Raw genomic sequence first — 17,494 nt, forward strand, 5'->3', positions numbered from 1 at the left:
TCTAAAATTATTTGAGGTTGAAAAGAGGACTCCAGTCTTCGCCTGCTTTCGCTGTATAGGTGGAAATTCCTAAATTTTGGGCTGTCTTACAGTTCATTTCAGAGTCATCAATAAAAAGCGTTTCTTTCGGCTCGATACCGGCATCCTCTATGATTGCCTTGAATATCTCCGGTTCGGGCTTGGCCATTTTCATTTCAAAAGATAGGTACGCTTTTTCAAAATAATCTTCCACCTTAAAGGTGCGGTAAGGAAACAAATGAGCACATGTCCATTCCCAATGAATTTGGTTGGTATTGCTCAATAAATAGACGACATATTTCTCACGTAATTTTAATAATAAATCCAGTTTTTGTGTGGGTATATCTACCAGAAAACTATTCCAGGCTGCATCTATTTGTTTGTCGCTAACTGCTTTGCCTATCATTTTACGAACTCCGTCACGGAATTCGGCAGGTGTAATCAATCCTTTTTCCTGTTGCATCAGGAGTCCGTTCGGATTATGGATATCCAGCAATTCATCCACGTTTTGGAGCCCTAACTTCTGAAAGTGTTCAATGCAACGTTGGCGGTCGAGATTGATAAGTACACCACCTAAATCAATAAGAAGGTTTTTTATTCCTTTACTTTTCATTTCTGTCTTTTTTGTGAATAATACGTTGAACAAGGCGAACAAGTTCTCCAACCCATAACACCGTGGACGAAACGCCTATAATAAGAAACCAGGTTTGCCAGTCGAGCGGTTCCGTGCGGAATACGGCTCCACCGAACTGTACGATGAGGAATTGTCCGGCAAGAATAGCCAGTACAATAAGCTCCATCCCGTACGATTTGGAAAGTCCCTTGAATGCCGAATCGGTAGTACCGAATACACGGGCATTGAACAGATTCCAGAATTGCAGCATGACAAAGAAGGTGAAGAAAATAGTCAGGTTGTGTACATTCATTCCTTGCGTACTGTGGTCGAAATAATAAATCATTCCGAGCAATACGATGAGGAAGATAGAGCCCACACCTATTATATTAGACCGCATCGCCTTACTGATAATAAAATCGGTACTGCGACGAGGTTTCTCAAGCATCACCGTTTCGCTGGGTGGAATGGAGGCAAGAGCCAAAGCGGCAAAAGTATCCATAATCAGGTTCACCCATAACATTTGTGTTACAGTCAGCGGAAGTTCCGTACCGATTACGGAGCCTAGCAGAACGATAAGCAATGCCACAAAGTTGATCGTTAGCTGGAAAACAATGAAACGCTGGATATTCTTATACAGTGAACGTCCCCACATGACAGCGGTTCCGATACTGTTGAAGGAGTCATCGAGCAATGTAATATCACTGGCTTCTTTAGCTACAGAAGTACCTGTACCCATCGATAAACCTACTTGAGCATGATTCAAAGCCGGGGCGTCATTGGTTCCGTCTCCGGTTACGGCTACGACTGCTCCTTTTTGCTGAAGCAGCTGCACCAAGCGTTGCTTGTCTGTCGGGCGGGCGCGGGACATAATTTTTAAGTCCATCACTCTATCCAGTGCTTCTTCGTCGCTCAATTCGGCAAATGCAACACCGGTGATTCGATTCCGTTCGGTATCTGTTTCGGGGTTCCAAAGACCTATCTGACGTGCGATTTCCGTTGCAGTTCCCGGAGTATCACCCGTCACGATCTTGATGCCGATACCTGCGGACTGGCATTTAGCAACCGCAGCAGGTACGTCCGGACGAATCGGGTCGGAGATGGCAACCACTCCCAAGAAATTGAGGTCGTTGGCTGAAACCAGTTCCGTACAATCGTTCGGCTCATTTTCTCCGACAATCTTGAATGCAAATCCAAGTGTACGCATAGCCATATTCTGATAACTCAACAGTTGTGCTTCTACTGTAGAACGATATTCTACGGCGTCTATTTGCCGTCCGTCTAAGACTACTTCTTTACACTTGCCCAAAACAATTTCCGGGGCTCCTTTTATATATAGTATTTTTTTGCCGATCAGTGGCGACTCAATAAGGGTTGCCATGAATTTCCGTTCGGTAGAGAAAGTGAGTTGGTCGAGGATATGTGCTTTCTCACGAAGTTCCAGATAATTTTTTCCTTGCTTGTTAAGCCAAAGCAATAAAGCTACTTCGGTGGGATTTCCTACTCCTTTCGGCTTCTCACCGGTCGTTGACTCTTCGAGGAAAGCGGTTGAGTTAGCGCTTATTCCTTCTGCAATGAGTGTGCTGATATCATCATCGGACAAAACACTGCCATTTTTGATGCCATAGAAATTAGGTTCGTGCACTTGCATCAGGTTTTGAGTCAGTGTACCGGTTTTATCCGTACAAATCACAGTGATGGCTCCCATTGTTTCGCAGGCGTGCATTTTCCGCACCAGGTTGTTGGTAGAAAGCATACGACGCATGTTCAATGCCAGGCTAAGAGTGACGCTCATTGGCAATCCTTCAGGCACAGCTACCACAATCAGCGTAACTGCCATCATAAAATATTTCAGTGTCCGTTCGAAAACAGGAAGCCACTCATGCCACCCGTTCAGTGAACCGAAATCAAAGAATAGTAATACGTCTTTGACAAAGAAAATAAGGAAAGCGAGACCAGCCACCGTAAAACCAATCTTTCCGATGAGGTTTGCGAGTTTAGTCAACTGTATGTTCAGCGGAGTAGGTTCGAGGTTGTCTTCGGTGCTCTGTCGGGCTACTTTTCCGATTTCAGTAGCATCTCCCACGTGCAGAACGCGCATGGTGCCATGACCGTCTACCACTGTTGTTCCACGCATCACCAGATTGGAAGCATAAGTTGCTTCTTCATCAAAGTCAGCTTCTACAGTTGTTTTATTTATAACGGGTTCCCCCGTCAGATTAGATTCGTTTACTTGCAAAGAGATGGCTTCCAGTAATTCTCCATCGGCCGGAATTTCTTCACCCGTTTCCAGAATTACGATATCATCTACCACTATGTCTTTGCGGGGAATTTCCTGCACACGTCCGTTTCGGATCACTTTTACCAATGTTTCTTCATTGACTGCATTCAGCAGATCAAACTTTTTGCTGGCATCATACTCGAAAAAGAAACCGATTCCGGTAGCCAGTAAGATAGCGGCTATAATTCCGATTGTTTCAGCGTATTCGTTCTCGATGATAGAAATGATTAACGAGAAAGCGGCTGCTACTAATAGTACGCGTACAACCGGGTCTTCAAATTTTTCCAGATAAAGTTTCCAGAGGGAAGGACGCTTGGGAGGTGTTAACAGGTTAATACCATTTTCCTCCCTGCTTTGTAGGACTTCGTCATCCGTAAGTCCTAAGTGATAATAGTCATTTTTATTTGTACTCATGCAGATACATGCGTTTAGTTTGAACCGCAAAAATACAACATAAAATTGTGATAAAATGTTTAATTAAAACTTTTTATGAAGTCGAATTTGTTACCGTGGTTTACCACATGTACGATAAGGAATTGTAAACCAGAATGTAGAGCCCTCACCTTCTACGGAATCCGCACCAATCTGACCGCCTAGTTTGGCGACAATGGTTTGAGAAATAGAGAGTCCCAGTCCGGCTCCTTTCTTATCTTTGTTCAGTTTCACAAAGCGTTCGAATACATCCGGTAATTTTTCTGCCGGAATTCCTGCTCCGGTATCCTTGACATAAAAGTAGAGTTCGGTATCTCTTGCTTCATATCCGATGCGAATACTACCTTCGTGGGTGAACTTAATGGCGTTGCCGGCAAAGTTGGAAAGTACCTGCGCCACCCGGTTGCGATCTGTTTGAATCATACACGAAGAACGAGATGATTCCGCTATAATTTGTATCTTTCCTCCGGCGTCATTGACTCTCATCTGGAAAAGTTGTTGTAAATCAGAAAGCAGCTGATTGACGTCAACCGTTGTCTGTACAAATTCCAATGTTCCGGCTTCGATTTTAGACATATCCAGAATGTCGTTGACCAACTGCATCAGGAGGTCGGCATTCATTTTTATGATTTCCTGATATTGAGCCTTTTCTTCTTCTGTATTTGCACTGCCCAGTACCTCTGCAAATCCTGTAATAGCATTGAGAGGCGTGCGGATTTCATGGCTCATATTAGCTAAAAAGGCAGATTTTGAAATATCCGCTTTTTCCGCTTTTTCTTTGGCTAGTCTCAATTCCTCTTCGGCTTGTTTCCGCCGGGTGACGTCATGTACGGTGATGACCATATTCTCTTCTTCATTAAGAAGGAAGTAGGAGCCGGATATGACTGCGTCACATTTCACGCTCGTATTGTCAGACGTGACTACGGATAAAGTTGCTTCGAGATCCGTGAAGTTCCGTCTCTGTTCAAAGGCTTGGCGTATGGCAGTACGTATCGGACAGGAACCACAAAAACTATGTGTGCCACAACCTCCTTCGGCTGCCAATGCGTTACGGCATTGCAGCAGGTCGCCCACTCTTTTTTCTTCTGTTCCTTTCCTGGTTCCGGTTTTTTGATAATAATTGGTCTTCAGCACCTTAAAATCATTGTCTATTAGCAGAATAAAGGCATGTACATTCTTTAAGATGGCACCGGCGATATGGCTGGTACGTTCCAACTTTCTGGATTCACGAAACAAGCGCCGTTGCATCCGGAGGCATTTCCTACGTTCCCATAAAAAACTGATGAGTAGGACTGCACATAAAACTATTAAGGTCGACAATAGTGCTATAAGCATAGTGTAATATTGTTGTTTTAGCTTGATAATATGACTACAAAGATAGTTTTTTTCTTTAGTTTGGAAAATAGTGTTGAACAAATATCTTCCTTTTTGTGTTATATTATTCAGAAAACCATTTAAAAATACGAACGTTATGAAAAAGTACATTTGCACGGTCTGTGAATATATTTACGACCCCGAACAAGGAGATCCGGAAAGCGGAATTGAACCAGGAACAGCATTTGAAGACATTCCAGATGATTGGACTTGTCCGTTATGCGGAGTCGGCAAAGAAGATTTTGAACCGTACGAAGGATAAAACCAAGAGAGAATTATTAAGAGGAGAATGACTGGGTGTATAGATATATACCCGGTCTTTTTTGTTTTTATACTGGAGGATGAAATCTTTTTGCTCAATATTAATTGAACATAGAAGAACGGTACAGCGCAAGTTCTTTGAACAACCGCTGTACCGAATCTACTTTATTGGGACGTCTTGCAGAATGATATGTGTATTAATTATCCTGCTCTACCATTTCCCCATTGTTTGTATTCGTTGGTCGCCCATTTCCTGGGTTTCCCATTTCCCGTTTGTTTGGTCGAATAATATAGAGGCATCGTTTTTAAGGCATTGATGAGTTTTGCCATTAATCTCTACCTTTTTCTTACCATAACTGAAAGTTGCCTTATTTACCGTATTCTGGATATATAAACTGGCATTCTGCTTGGAATTTAATTCCGCTTCGATCACCCATTCACCACATTGAAACTTGTTGCCGTTCTGTACTATTTTTGCAGCCTTTTTATCGTCAGTCTCTATTTGTATGATAGTCAGTATGCGGTTCGTTTTGCTGGGACCGAAACTGGCAGTGAGTGACCAGGGATTTGTGAAATCCTCTCCACGTTGCGCATCCCATTCATTGGGTGGAGCGGCATACTTATCTGTTTGTGTAATGTTGCTTTTCTGTTCGCAGAACAGCCGGGCTACGGAGGTGAAATGCTTTTCTTTATTGGTAGTGACCAGCGTTGATGTCAGTTCGTCAATCTCAAACTTAACCGGGCTGTGCAGCAACCAGTCCCAACGTACCTCTTCTTCCGCTTCCAGTTCGTCGTAAATCAATACCTTGTTAGGGTGCAATAAGAAAATATGTCTGCGATATTTTTTCAGAGGTGTTTCTCCGAAGCCGTTTTCCGGAGATTGCTCCAGTTTATGTTGCTTGAAACTGCGTTTCCATAAGCGTACATCGCTGATTCCGCAATATGCGTTGGAAGCATCTCCCAGTGCATATGAAATGTGATCTCCATTGAACATACGGACGATATATCCATAAGCATTGGTCGTGAATGGCTGTCCGATACCGTTTATCAACATTGTGTTATGAGCACGGGTATTGCGGTAGGATAGCAGATTGTGTGGATCACAGAAATTCATATAATGACCGACGGCATGATAGACGGCTTCTCCACCATAATGCAGATTGAAAGCATTTTGGTTGGAATGTGTATGATTGCCGGAACCGAAAGGACTGGAGCGGAAACTTAAACTGACATTCTTATCCAAATCTTTTAAATTACTGTTGGCTATCATTTCTCCGCAATCTTTGTACCACATAGCCTTTGGGGCATCTACTGGTAATTCGCAGTTTACAGGACGTTGTTTGCCACAGGCTAAACGATATAAACGTGTTTCCGATTCTGTTTTATACCGCTCGTTGACAGATGAATACCAGGCTGCATATGGATCACCGGTATTACGAGCCAGGAAATCAGCGAAAGCACTACGGATACGTAAAGGTTTGCCATTACTTTTTTCATGTCCGTCACCGAATCCGTCACTTAGCGAACCGGGCAGCCAAGTATACGCGGTGCCGATGCCTGCATTTTTATACCAGGGATGTTGCAAGAAATCTGTTCCTGTCAGGTAACCGAATAGGGTGGGTATATAACAAAGACTCACAGCATTGGCACTGAAGTAGTTTGCGCCATTATGCCAGATACCATCACGGTTGAATCCGGTAGCCGGTCCGCGTGTGTTCCAAAGTTCGTAGTAGTACTCCAGATATTCTTTGGCTGCGGGATATTTGTCATATACTACCAATGATGCTTGCAAAAAGCGGCGTATGGTGAATTGCCAGATATGTTCATCGAAAAACATGTTTTCCTCACGTCCTAAGATTCGCTTATCATAATAATGAGATAGAACTTTCATGATAGTTTGTTCGATCTGTTTGTGCTCTTCTGTCGTGAACCGCTCATAGCAGTTATCATAAGTACAGGCTAACAGATAGACCAACTCTCCTGCGTTAAAATCATTCTCAATAAATTTCTGTTCAGGTTCTTGAGATAGAAGACAACGTACATTTGCTACCATTTTTGCTGCATAAATATCGCGTTGTAGCATTTGATATGCTGTATTCAGGTTATCGCAATATTCTGACATTGTAAATACATGTTTATAAGGTTGGGTATCTGTGCTGAAGTCCATTGCGAGTGCCTTGCGTGAATCAGTAATCATCTCTTCGAATTCAGGGTTTGAACGTACGTTCTTCCGGGCTTCTTCCAAATGCTCATTTAAGAAACAGTAGATACGAGGAAACTTTTGAGGTATATTTTGCAAGAATACCGAAAAGGGTGGTGTTGCGAACTTGGGAGTTGTGCTTTCTATCGTAAAACTGTAAGTCTTGCTCCAAGGCATTTCCTCGCCCGATTTACTGACCGACCGGAAACGCCAGTACCAAATACCGGTATTTAATACTTGATGCGGGTTGAACATACACCAGGGAACAGGTTTGGACAGTATCTCATTTTCTCCTTTAAAGTTTTTGTCTTGTGAAAGATTAAATTGCAGATAGTCCGATTGTTTCATTGATAGCGGAACTAACAATGGAGCCGGATTCAAATAGACTATATTCTCCTGTTGCGGGTAAGGAGATTGCCGTTGCGGGTTATTTGCGTATAAGGATACAAAGCTGATGCACAACGTAAAGATTATAATTGTCAGTATTTTCATTAGGAGGTATTTAAAATTTTAGTTTATCAAAGATAGCATGAATTTATATAAAAGAGCTCATCTGATTGTAGGCTAATTTATATAGTGCTTATAACTTATACCCTAAAACGTAGGATTTTCCATTTACTTTCACTTCAATATCCAATCCCTTTTCATCTCAATCTTCTTTATAAGTCGGAGTATTTGATTTGTTTCACGTCCATATATCTTTTCAGTGCCTCAAGATAATAGTAGTCAGCATAGTTCAGTGGGGCGTCTATTTCAAAACCGTTGGGTATGGAACCTGTTGAATGCATCAATATGAAGTTTTGATTATCACCGATTTTGGCCAAATAAGCATCACTTGATAAGTTTTTCAATATGGTTTCTGCATAGGTGAAATACTTGTTGTTTTGCGTAAGAGTGCTTAGCTCGATAAGTGCTGAAGCTGTGACGGCTGCTGCTGATGCGTCTCGGGGCGTTTCGGGGCTTTGTATAGCATCATAATCCCATAATGGAATTAAATCTTCGGTTTTTACCCGTTGGATAATCATGTTGGCTACATGTTCTGCATGATTCAGAAAAATGGAATCTTTGGTTTCTCTGAAACAAGATGTATACCCATAGACTGCCCATGCTTGTCCACGTGCCCATGACGATTCATCATGCTTACCCTGGTGGGTACGTTTATATTCCACCGTTCCGTCGTTGTTATAACTTACTACATGGTAGCAGGTGTAATCAGGGCGAAAATGATTTTTCATCGTTGTTTTGGCATGTTTGATTGCGACTTCATTATAACGGTTGTTGGAGGTTAGGTTATAGGCATTGAATAATAAATCCAGGTTCATTATATTGTCAATGATTACAGGGTAATTCCAGTCGCCGAAGTCCCACGAACGAATACATCCGATAGTGTCATTGAAACGTCCGCAAAGGTTATCGGCAGTCTCTTTGATTACTTCTTTAATGGTATCATTGGCAGATAGACGGAAGGCATTTCCATAACTGCAATTTACCATGAAACCTATGTCATGTGTATTTTTTATATAGCGTACCGGATTTAGCAGGTTGGTATAATAGATAGCAAGATTTTTGAGAGAGTCTTTCCGGGTCAATTCGTATGCATACCACAATGAACCGGGGAAGAAACCGCTGGTCCAGTCTGATGCAGGGCAGAGTAGAGTTTGTCCATCCAATTCTGGAGTGGATTCTGATTCTATCGAATCTTTGAATACGGCAGGGTCCCGCTCCAGTTGCCGGCTTATGAACATCGTGTCGCAAACCTGATGAATACTTCGGGGAAACATTCCTGTGCCTTTCAGTTTTTCCCCGGTAATCTTTAATTGAGTAGAGGCTACATCCAAACTCTTTTTTAACCATTCGTAATTTTCCTTTTGAGGAGTTTGGCATGATGCCATTAAAATGGTTGCGAGTACCAAAAATAGATTGTTCTTTTTCATTTTGTAAGTTTATCGTTTACTTGTTTTTTCTGTTTGTAAAAATAGTGAATGTTAGTCGTTCGCTTGTAATAAGAGCGTTCAATAGAGTTTAGATTGTAAATAGCGAGCATCAATTTTGTCTTTTATAATGTGGATTTTATCTAATTGGCCTGCACTCGGCATTGAAATCATTGTTTGGCGAACTTTGAGTTCTCTATTTCCTATCTATGTGAGAGTGCGATATAATATATCTTCTACTGTAATCCTTTCTCTTTTTGCCTGCAGCTGGAGTTTGTCTGACACCCGGGTCTCAATACGTACAACACCCGGGTCTTGACATATCCAACACCCGGGTGTCAGGTATGCTGAGACCCGGGTGTCAGACAAATCTTTATTGCAATAAAAATAAATCTCTATTATAAACGAATAAAAAGAGAGCTTTATAGAGTATAATATTGATTTTGTGAGTGTCAGAACGGTAAATTTCACGTTTCGGATATACATATAATAAAAGGATGAATGTCGTTTGCCGGGCAATTGCTGCTTAGGGCTAAATGAATTCTCAATCAAATTGTATGAAATCGACATTGCTCTAAAGCTAATATCAATAGAATTAGACGATATGGGCGCGTTACCTTATTAAGTCTCCTTAACTTTGTAACAGTAGAAACAGCTCTGTTTTAACGGACATAATATTGCTTATATATGAAACACAAAATCCTGTTTTTTAGTTTATGGATGAATCTCTTTATTGGTTCACAAATTTATGCGCAGCCGACATTGAAACTTGCTGATGTGGCGTTGATGCATGAGATGAGAGAGACTCCTTCACCTTATAATAAACAAGTGGTGGAAGATCGTGCTGTATCTTTTCAGTGGATATTACCTTCGGAAATAAATCTGCCGGATGATCCACTGGATGGTATGGAGTCGAAATTGGCGCATATTGATTGTAGGAATTTACGTTATAAGATTCGTTATTCGCAAGATTCAACCCTGAAGAAGGGCGTAATATCAGCGGTTACTAAATGGCCGCTATATAATCCGGAGAAGGATTTGGAAGCGGGTAAGTGGTATTGGCAATACGGTTATGTACAAGCGAATGGAGATGTGCAATGGTCTGATATTTTGCAATTTACAGTGAAATATAATCCGGGGAAATTTCTTCCGCCATCTCTGAAGACTGTTTTGAATGGACTTCCCGCTACGCATCCCCGTGTATGGGCGGTGAAGGGAGAATTGGAAACTTTCCGTATGCGGGCCCGGTCTATGCCGGAATCTACCTGGTATTTGGAACGTGCGGAACGGATTTTGGAAACAGTAATGTTGACTGTTGATGATATTGACACTTCCAAGATTGGAACTTTGGATAATGAAGTGAAGCGAAAAGCTTTGCTAACACGTGAAAGCCGGAGAATCGTAGATGCAGAAGAATCGAACACCGAAGTACTGATTCGTTCTTATCTGCTGACAGGAGATAGGCGTTATAGTAATGAAGCAATGAAACGAATCACCGAGATGGTGGACTGGAAGAATAATCCTAATATGATAGGTGATTTTAATGCCTCTACTATGCTCTCATTGGCCTCTATGGCGTATGATTCATTTTATAATATATTGTCCGTTGCGGAAAAACGGATGTTATTGGATGAAATAAGACATTATGGAAATGATTTTTATTATAACTATAACAATCATTTAGAAAATCACATTGCAGATAATCATGTATGGCAGATGACTTTGCGTATTCTCACGATGGCAGCTTTCAGCGCATATGGCGAGCTGCCGGAAGCAGAAACATGGGTGGATTATTGTTACAATGTATGGTTGGCACGTTTTCCGGGATTAAATAAAGATGGAGGGTGGCACAATGGAGACTCTTATTTTCAGGTCAATATACGTACCTTAATTGAAGTTCCTTATTTCTTCAGTCGTTTGACGGGCTTCGATTATTTCCGGGACCCGTGGTATGAAGGTTCTGCTATGTATACTATTTATCAGCAGCCCCCTTTCTCACGTGCTTCCGGTAATGGAAGTTCCCATCGTAATGTGAAAAGTCCGAGTGGGGTACGTGTAGGTTATGCCGATGCTTTAGCCCGCTTGACAGGTAACACTTACGCGGCAGATTATGTACATCGTATTCTGGCAGAACAGCCCAATGTGCTTAGAAGAACTTTTATGGCTAAGCCGGGCGATTTATCATGGTTCCGTATGCAGTGCGACAAACCGTTGCCTGCGGGTAAAGGATTGAATGATTTACCTTTAACTTATATTTTCCCGCAGACAGGTATAGCTACTTTTATGTCGGACTGGAAGGAAACAAGGCATAACGCAATGCTTTCTTTCCGTTCGAGTCCTTATGGTTCCACTTCTCATGCGCTGGCCAATCAGAATGCATTTAATGTATATTACGGTGGTGAACCTTTGTTTTACAGTAGCGGACATCATATCAGTTTCACTGATGCACATAGCGTTTATTGTCACCGTGCAACTCGCGCGCATAACAGTATTCTTGTGAACGGCATGGGACAGCGTATCGGAGTGGAAGGTTATGGATGGATTCCCCGTCATTATACAGGTGATAAAGTCAGCTATCTGGTAGGTGACGCTTCGAATGCTTACGGTGAAGTGATCTCCCCGTTGTGGCAGGAACGGGGTGTACAGTCGGAACTTGATTTTTCTCCGCAGAATGGCTGGGATAAGAATCATTTGAAGACTTTTCGACGTCATATCGTGTCATTGGGAGGAGCAGAACTGATTTTCATTTATGATGAGTTGGAAGCGGATACGGCAGTGACCTGGAGCTATCTGTTGCATACGGAAAAAGCTCCGATGAAAGTGATCCAAGAGGAAAATCGAACCTCGGTAAGTACCGTTAATGACAAAGGAATTTCAACAGCTTATATTTTCACGCCGGATATGTTGAGCGTGAATCAGACAGACAGCTTCTTTTATCCTGCCGTAAATTGGTTGAGGGCAGACGCAAAGGGAAACTTTCCACCTTATGAGAACCACTGGCATTTTGCGGCTACTACTTCCAACCAAAAGGTATATCGTTTTGCAACGTTTATCAGTACACATGGGAAGCAAGAACCGGAGGTTGTTCCCCAGCGCTTGGCTGACGGGAGTTTTAGGTTCGGAAACTGGACTATACACATCAATCTTTCTGTTGAGGGAAAACCTTTTTTTAGCGTAAAGGATGAGAGTGGAGGTGTGAGTGTTGTGTACGATGATAGTACATTGATAAAGGAAGGTGATAAAGAAAACAAACTGGCAGATACTTTGCCCGAGTTAGAAATATAATAATCAGGTTTTATGAAAAACAACTTAAATAGAATTGAGAATGAAAAACAAACTTTTTAATTGGAACTTGCGGAAAACTACATTGGTAGTTATGTGTATCCAGTCTTTCTTGTGGGGAGGAAGGTTGACTTATGCTGCTGATGTGGCTGCGCGGGAAGAACTATCCGGAACCCTTTCCGGTAGAACATTAAACAATGATGAGAGCTTGCAGGATAAGGGGAGCCGGATTATCGGTATTGTAACCGATAATAATGGCGAGCCGATTATCGGTGCTACGGTACAAGTGAAAAACACTACGCAGGGAGTAATAACTGACATTGATGGTCGCTATACGTTAGCAATCCCTGACGGGAGTTCGATCTTGTTGGTGTCATATATTGGTTATCAACCCCAAGAAATCAAAATAAATGGTCGGAAAACGATTAATGTAACTCTACAGGAAGATGTGCAGAGTTTGGACGAAGTAACAGTGGTTGCTTATGGTGTACAGAAAAAGGCAACTTTAACTGGGGCCATTTCCAGTGTAGGTACGGATGCGTTATTGAAGTCTCCAAGTGCCAGTATAGCTAATTCACTGGCAGGTCAGTTGCCGGGTGTTTCTTCTATGCAGGTTAGTGGACAACCGGGCGCGGACGATGCAAAGATATTTGTGCGTGGTGTTGGTTCGTTGACCGAGGGTGGGGCAGCTCCACTGATTTTGGTAGATGGTGTGGAGCGCTCCTTCTATCAGATGGACCCTAATGAGATAGAATCTATCAATGTATTGAAAGATGCTTCTGCCACTGCCGTATTTGGTGTGCGTGGTGCCAATGGCGTTATTTTGGTAACGACTCGCCGGGGGGAAGAAGGAAAAACCAGAGTTTCCGTAAATTCTACGGTAGGTGTGCAAATGCCGACTCGTATGCTGGAGATTGCGGATAGTTATACTACTGCTTCTTGTTTTAATGAAGCACAGCGGAATATCGGAATAGCAGAAGACCAGTTAGCTTTCACTCCCTATGATTTGGAACGTTTTCGTTTGGGAGACGAGCCTATCATGTATCCTAATATAGACTGGTATGATTATTTGATGAATAAAGCAGCCATGCAAACCCAACATAATGTGAATGTTTCCGGAGGAACAAAGGATATCCGCTATTTCGTTTCTATGGGATTTTTGTATCAGAACGGTTTGTTCAAGAAAATGGAAGGCTTGAATTACAACAATAATTATGCTTATACCCGCTATAATTATCGTGCTAATCTGGATGTGAATTTAACTCGTACCACTACCCTGAAATTTAATATGGGTGGAATTGTAGGGAATCAAAGGCAGCCGAATAGTGAAATCTGGAAACAGTTTACATATTCGTATCCGTTCTTTTCTCCGGGAGTAGTAGATGGAAAGAAAGTTGTGAACCAGATCTCCCGTTTCGGAGACTTGCCGACCTCTACCCAGGTTTTTGATAAATACTATGGCTCCGGCTATCAGAGGAAAATATCTAATAACATGACCTTCGACCTGAATCTGACTCAGAAACTGGATTTCATAACCAAAGGTCTTTCCATAGATGTAAAAGGCTCATATAATACAGATTATTCGTATATAAAGAAGGTGAATGCTTCTGTCGAAACCTACACTCCTTTCTATAAGTCGGAAATAGATGGTTCGGGACTTGATGTAGATAATCCTAATTTCGATAAAACGGTAGTATATCGAATCAGTGGGCAGAACACGATGAATTCATACAGTGCCAGTGAGAGCGACCGCTCTCGCGGACGCGACTGGTATTTGGAAGGGAGCCTTCGCTATAACAGGGATTTTGGTAATCATAGTGTGGGGGCTTTATTCCTGTATAATCAAAGTAAGAAATATTATCCCAAGCAGTATTCTGATGTTCCTGCCGCTTATGTTGGTTTTGTAGGGCGTTTGACCTATGATTACAAAACGAAATACATAGCAGAATTTAATATCGGTCATAATGGTTCTGAAAACTTTGCACCGGATAAAAGATTCGGTACTTTTCCGGCTGGTTCAATAGGTTATATCATAACGGAAGAAGATTTCTTTCCTAAAAGCAAATTCCTTACTTACTTGAAATTACGTGCCTCCATAGGTTTGGTTGGAAATGACAATATGTCTAGTAATCGTTTCTTGTATTTGCCGGATTCATATTCAATTAATGATTCTGGTTGGCTTAACCAAGCATTTTTGGATCAAAACGGATATATCTTCGGATTGACTAATACTGCTTATGAAATGGCAGCGCGGGAAACCCGTTTGGGAAATCCTAATGTGACATGGGAAACTGCCTTGAAGCAGAACTATGGAATTGATGCTTATTTCTTTGAAGACCGCCTGAAACTAACGGTTGACTATTTCCGTGAAAAGCGTAAGGATATTTTAATACAACGCTCTACTTTGCCCTCACTTATTTCATTGAACGCAAAATTGCTGCCTGCTGTAAATATGGGTAAGGTTGATAATCAAGGTTATGAGGTTGACTTGAAGTGGAATGATAAAATCAAGGATTTCTCTTACTTTATAAATGCGAATGTTTCTTATTCAAAAAATAAAATAGTGTTTCAGGATGAAGTTGAGCCCAATGAATCTTACATGTGGCGCACGGGACACGAAGTAGGCGCCCGTTTCGGATATGTAGCATTGGGCTTTTACAACAAAGACGATTTTAACGCTGATGGTACTTTAAAATCTGAATTGCCACAACCGCAGGCTGCGGTTTATCCTGGAGATGTTAAATATGCCGATTTAAACGGAGATAATATATTGAATAATGACGACCAAACCAGAATTGGAAATCCTAAACGTCCGGCTTATACATTCGGTTTGAACTTTGGTGGGGAATACAAAGGATTTTTTGCCTCTATGAACTGGACTGGGGTTGCTAAATGTGATATACAAATGGGAAATGCATATATGGAACCCTATAAACTGGGGCAAGTGCTTTATCAATATATGGCTGACGGACGTTGGACGGAAGAAACCGCCGCCACTGCTATCTATCCCCGCCTGACTCTTGGTGATACAAGTAATACGACTAAGATGTCCCGTGTATGGCTAAAAGATGCTTCTTATATTAAACTGAAGAATCTGACAGTAGGATATAATATCACTAATCCGAAAATATTGAAAGCTATCGGCGCCTCTAAATTAGCTGTACAGTTTACCGGATATAATCTGTTGACATTTGATAAATTGAAAATCTTCGATCCGGAGGGAGAGTTGACCCGTGATGATAATACATATCCGATAATGAAGATTTTTAGTCTGGGTGTAAATTTAACCTTTTAACTGCTAATCAAAGATATGAAAACAATAGGAAAAACAATATTATTAGGATTACTGGTTGGTATATCCGCAGGATGTGAAGATTTAAAATTCGGGAATGCTTTTCTAGAGAAACCGATGAGCGATGATGTATCTATTGATACCGTGTTTTCGCAAAAAAAATATGCCGATCAAGCCTTGAATCAATTTTATAAGAGCTTACCTGACTTTATGCCGACCGAGGCTGGTATGCATCCGGGATCATTGTTGTTGGATATATATACGGATATGGGATATACAACAAGATCCGGTTGGGTGACGGGAGATTTATCTGCGGACAGTCATAGAAGATACTTTCCTTTCCGTTTGTCTCATGAATCGGAAGAAGAAGTGATGGGAGATCCGGTCTATGGTATTCGTAAATCATATATTTATTTGGAGAATGTGGATAGAGTGCCTGATATGACCGCTGATGAGAAACGGATCCGAAAAGCGGAAGCAAAAGTCGTGATAGCTACTCATTATATTCAAATGATTCGCTTTTTTGGTGCAATGCCTTGGATAGACCATGCCTATAAACCTGATGAAGTATTCAGATTCTCCCGAATGACATTGGAAGAAACTGTGGATAAAACGGTTGCTTTACTGGATGAGGCGGCAGGCGATTTGCCTTGGTATACTACTGCTGTCGAATATGGGCACATGACGAAAGCTGTTGCTAAAGCTTTAAAATTTCGTTTGTTGCTGTTTGTTGCCAGTCCGTTATTTAATAATGACACCCCTTATTATGACGGGGCGGCTGCTACGGAACGATTGACTTGGTATGGCGATTATCAGCAGAGCCGATGGGAACGTGCTTTGGAAGCCGGCCGTGAATTTTTGCGACTGAACAAGCAGAATGGGGATTATTACCGGATTCAGAATACCGGAAATCCCCAGGAGGATTATGTGAATGGTTATTTTGTGAAAGGTAACCAAGAGGTCATTATGCCTTCTTTCCGTTGGGCTACTTATAAGTGGTATAAGGCGTTTCGTATGGATGAGCAAGGCTATGGTTCTCCACGCGGCAATTATGCGGATATGTTTCAATGGAAAGACGGAAGTAAATTCGATTGGGATAATCAGGTACACCGGGCACATCCTTTTTTTGATGAGAACGGAAAGCCGACCCGTGATGCCAGATTGTATGAGACTTTATTGGTGAATGGTGATAAATGGCAAGGTCGGAAATCGGAAGTTTATAAAGGTGGACGCGAAGGCTATGGCTCAGGAAGCAGTGTTGGTCAGAAAACACAATATGGTTACGGATTCCGAAAGTTCAAACGTGACGGTTCGGGAAGCAGTAAAACGAATGAAATGTTGAATAAACCTTATTCGTGCCCTCTGATACGTATGCCCGAAATCTATTTAGGGCTGGCTGAAGCGATGAATCATCTAAATCAGGCTAATCGTGCGGATGAATTTGGTAATACAGCTTATGATTACTTGAATCTGGTACATATGCGTGCGGGATTGCCGGCAGTGACTCCAACGGAAGTACCTTCGGGAACGGATTTGCTGAATTACTTGCTGGATGAACGTGCCTGTGAATTCGGACAGGAAGATGTCCGTTACTTTGATATGGTGCGATATAAGAAAGGTGTGGAATGGGTGGCCCGTCCTACGGAAATATTGGAAACGACAAAGAACGGGAATGATTTTGAATATAAAGTCAGCAAACGTAATGACATTGTATATTTATGGAAAGATCATTGGTATCTGATGCCATTTCCCCAGTCGGAGATTAATAAGAAATATGGTTTGATTCAAAACCCGGGCTGGTAGTAAAAAG

At 41.8% G+C, this 17,494-nt stretch carries 9 protein-coding genes; 4 read left to right on the forward strand and 5 right to left on the reverse strand.

Annotation, left to right across the window (positions count from 1 at the left end; all coding sequences use genetic code 11):
- Positions 1-7: 7 nt before the first annotated feature.
- The 3 genes from ACT8YW_RS04905 to ACT8YW_RS04915 all read right to left on the reverse strand — a co-directional run bounded on the left by ACT8YW_RS04905 (position 8) and on the right by ACT8YW_RS04915 (position 4,592).
- The gene (locus tag ACT8YW_RS04905; RefSeq protein WP_444104194.1) at positions 8-631 is read right to left on the reverse strand and encodes an HAD family hydrolase; all 624 of its coding nucleotides are present in this window, start codon (positions 629-631) and stop codon (positions 8-10) included.
- Positions 621-3,326 carry a calcium-translocating P-type ATPase, PMCA-type gene (locus tag ACT8YW_RS04910; RefSeq protein ID WP_444104195.1) on the reverse strand — a complete coding sequence of 902 codons (2,706 nt, stop codon included), beginning with the start codon at positions 3,324-3,326 and terminating at the stop codon, positions 621-623. The genes ACT8YW_RS04905 and ACT8YW_RS04910 overlap by 11 nt, the downstream gene beginning before the upstream one ends.
- 90 nt (positions 3,327-3,416) lie before the next feature.
- The gene (locus ACT8YW_RS04915; RefSeq protein WP_444104196.1) at positions 3,417-4,592 is read right to left on the reverse strand and encodes a sensor histidine kinase; all 1,176 of its coding nucleotides are present in this window, start codon (positions 4,590-4,592) and stop codon (positions 3,417-3,419) included.
- Between the two features lie 223 nt (positions 4,593-4,815).
- Between ACT8YW_RS04915 and rd the strand changes: the two genes are divergently transcribed.
- The gene (gene rd / locus ACT8YW_RS04920) at positions 4,816-4,980 is read left to right on the forward strand and encodes a rubredoxin (protein ID WP_004306971.1); all 165 of its coding nucleotides are present in this window, start codon (positions 4,816-4,818) and stop codon (positions 4,978-4,980) included.
- A gap of 210 nt (positions 4,981-5,190) precedes the next feature.
- On the opposite strand, the gene ACT8YW_RS04925 is transcribed toward rd, so the two are convergent.
- Entirely contained in the window at positions 5,191-7,671 is a 2,481-nt protein-coding gene (locus ACT8YW_RS04925; RefSeq protein ID WP_444104197.1) for a DUF4962 domain-containing protein, read from the reverse strand.
- 167 nt (positions 7,672-7,838) lie between these two features.
- Complete coding sequence (locus ACT8YW_RS04930) at positions 7,839-9,113, reverse strand: DUF4995 domain-containing protein (protein WP_444104198.1); 1,275 nt, start codon at positions 9,111-9,113, stop codon at positions 7,839-7,841.
- Positions 9,114-9,830: 717 nt separating this feature from the next.
- Here ACT8YW_RS04930 and ACT8YW_RS04935 point away from each other — a divergent pair.
- Genes ACT8YW_RS04935 through ACT8YW_RS04945 form a run of 3 tightly spaced genes read left to right on the forward strand, consistent with a single transcriptional unit; the run spans position 9,831 to position 17,487 of the window.
- Entirely contained in the window at positions 9,831-12,395 is a 2,565-nt protein-coding gene (locus ACT8YW_RS04935) for a DUF4962 domain-containing protein (RefSeq protein ID WP_444104215.1), read from the forward strand.
- Positions 12,396-12,435: 40 nt separating this feature from the next.
- Complete coding sequence (locus tag ACT8YW_RS04940) at positions 12,436-15,687, forward strand: SusC/RagA family TonB-linked outer membrane protein (protein ID WP_444104199.1); 3,252 nt, start codon at positions 12,436-12,438, stop codon at positions 15,685-15,687.
- 15 nt (positions 15,688-15,702) lie between these two features.
- Positions 15,703-17,487, forward strand: coding sequence for a RagB/SusD family nutrient uptake outer membrane protein (locus tag ACT8YW_RS04945; protein WP_444104200.1), 1,785 nt, complete (start codon positions 15,703-15,705; stop codon positions 17,485-17,487).
- Positions 17,488-17,494: the final 7 nt, after the last annotated feature.

The organism is Bacteroides sp., assembly GCF_052357945.1.
Lineage (GTDB): Bacteria > Bacteroidota > Bacteroidia > Bacteroidales > Bacteroidaceae > Bacteroides.

What these genes read in the sequence shown, in the direction of transcription:
- ACT8YW_RS04910 (WP_444104195.1), bottom strand. Translation starts at nt 3,326, where the DNA reads ATGAGTACAAATAAAAATGACTATTATCACTTAGGACTTACGGATGAC.
- ACT8YW_RS04925 (WP_444104197.1), bottom strand. Translation starts at nt 7,671, where the DNA reads ATGAAAATACTGACAATTATAATCTTTACGTTGTGCATCAGCTTTGTA.
- rd (WP_004306971.1), top strand. Translation starts at nt 4,816, where the DNA reads ATGAAAAAGTACATTTGCACGGTCTGTGAATATATTTACGACCCCGAA.
- ACT8YW_RS04945 (WP_444104200.1), top strand. Translation starts at nt 15,703, where the DNA reads ATGAAAACAATAGGAAAAACAATATTATTAGGATTACTGGTTGGTATA.
- ACT8YW_RS04915 (WP_444104196.1), bottom strand. Translation starts at nt 4,592, where the DNA reads ATGCAACGGCGCTTGTTTCGTGAATCCAGAAAGTTGGAACGTACCAGC.
- ACT8YW_RS04930 (WP_444104198.1), bottom strand. Translation starts at nt 9,113, where the DNA reads ATGAAAAAGAACAATCTATTTTTGGTACTCGCAACCATTTTAATGGCA.
- ACT8YW_RS04940 (WP_444104199.1), top strand. Translation starts at nt 12,436, where the DNA reads ATGAAAAACAAACTTTTTAATTGGAACTTGCGGAAAACTACATTGGTA.
- ACT8YW_RS04905 (WP_444104194.1), bottom strand. Translation starts at nt 631, where the DNA reads ATGAAAAGTAAAGGAATAAAAAACCTTCTTATTGATTTAGGTGGTGTA.
- ACT8YW_RS04935 (WP_444104215.1), top strand. Translation starts at nt 9,831, where the DNA reads ATGAATCTCTTTATTGGTTCACAAATTTATGCGCAGCCGACATTGAAA.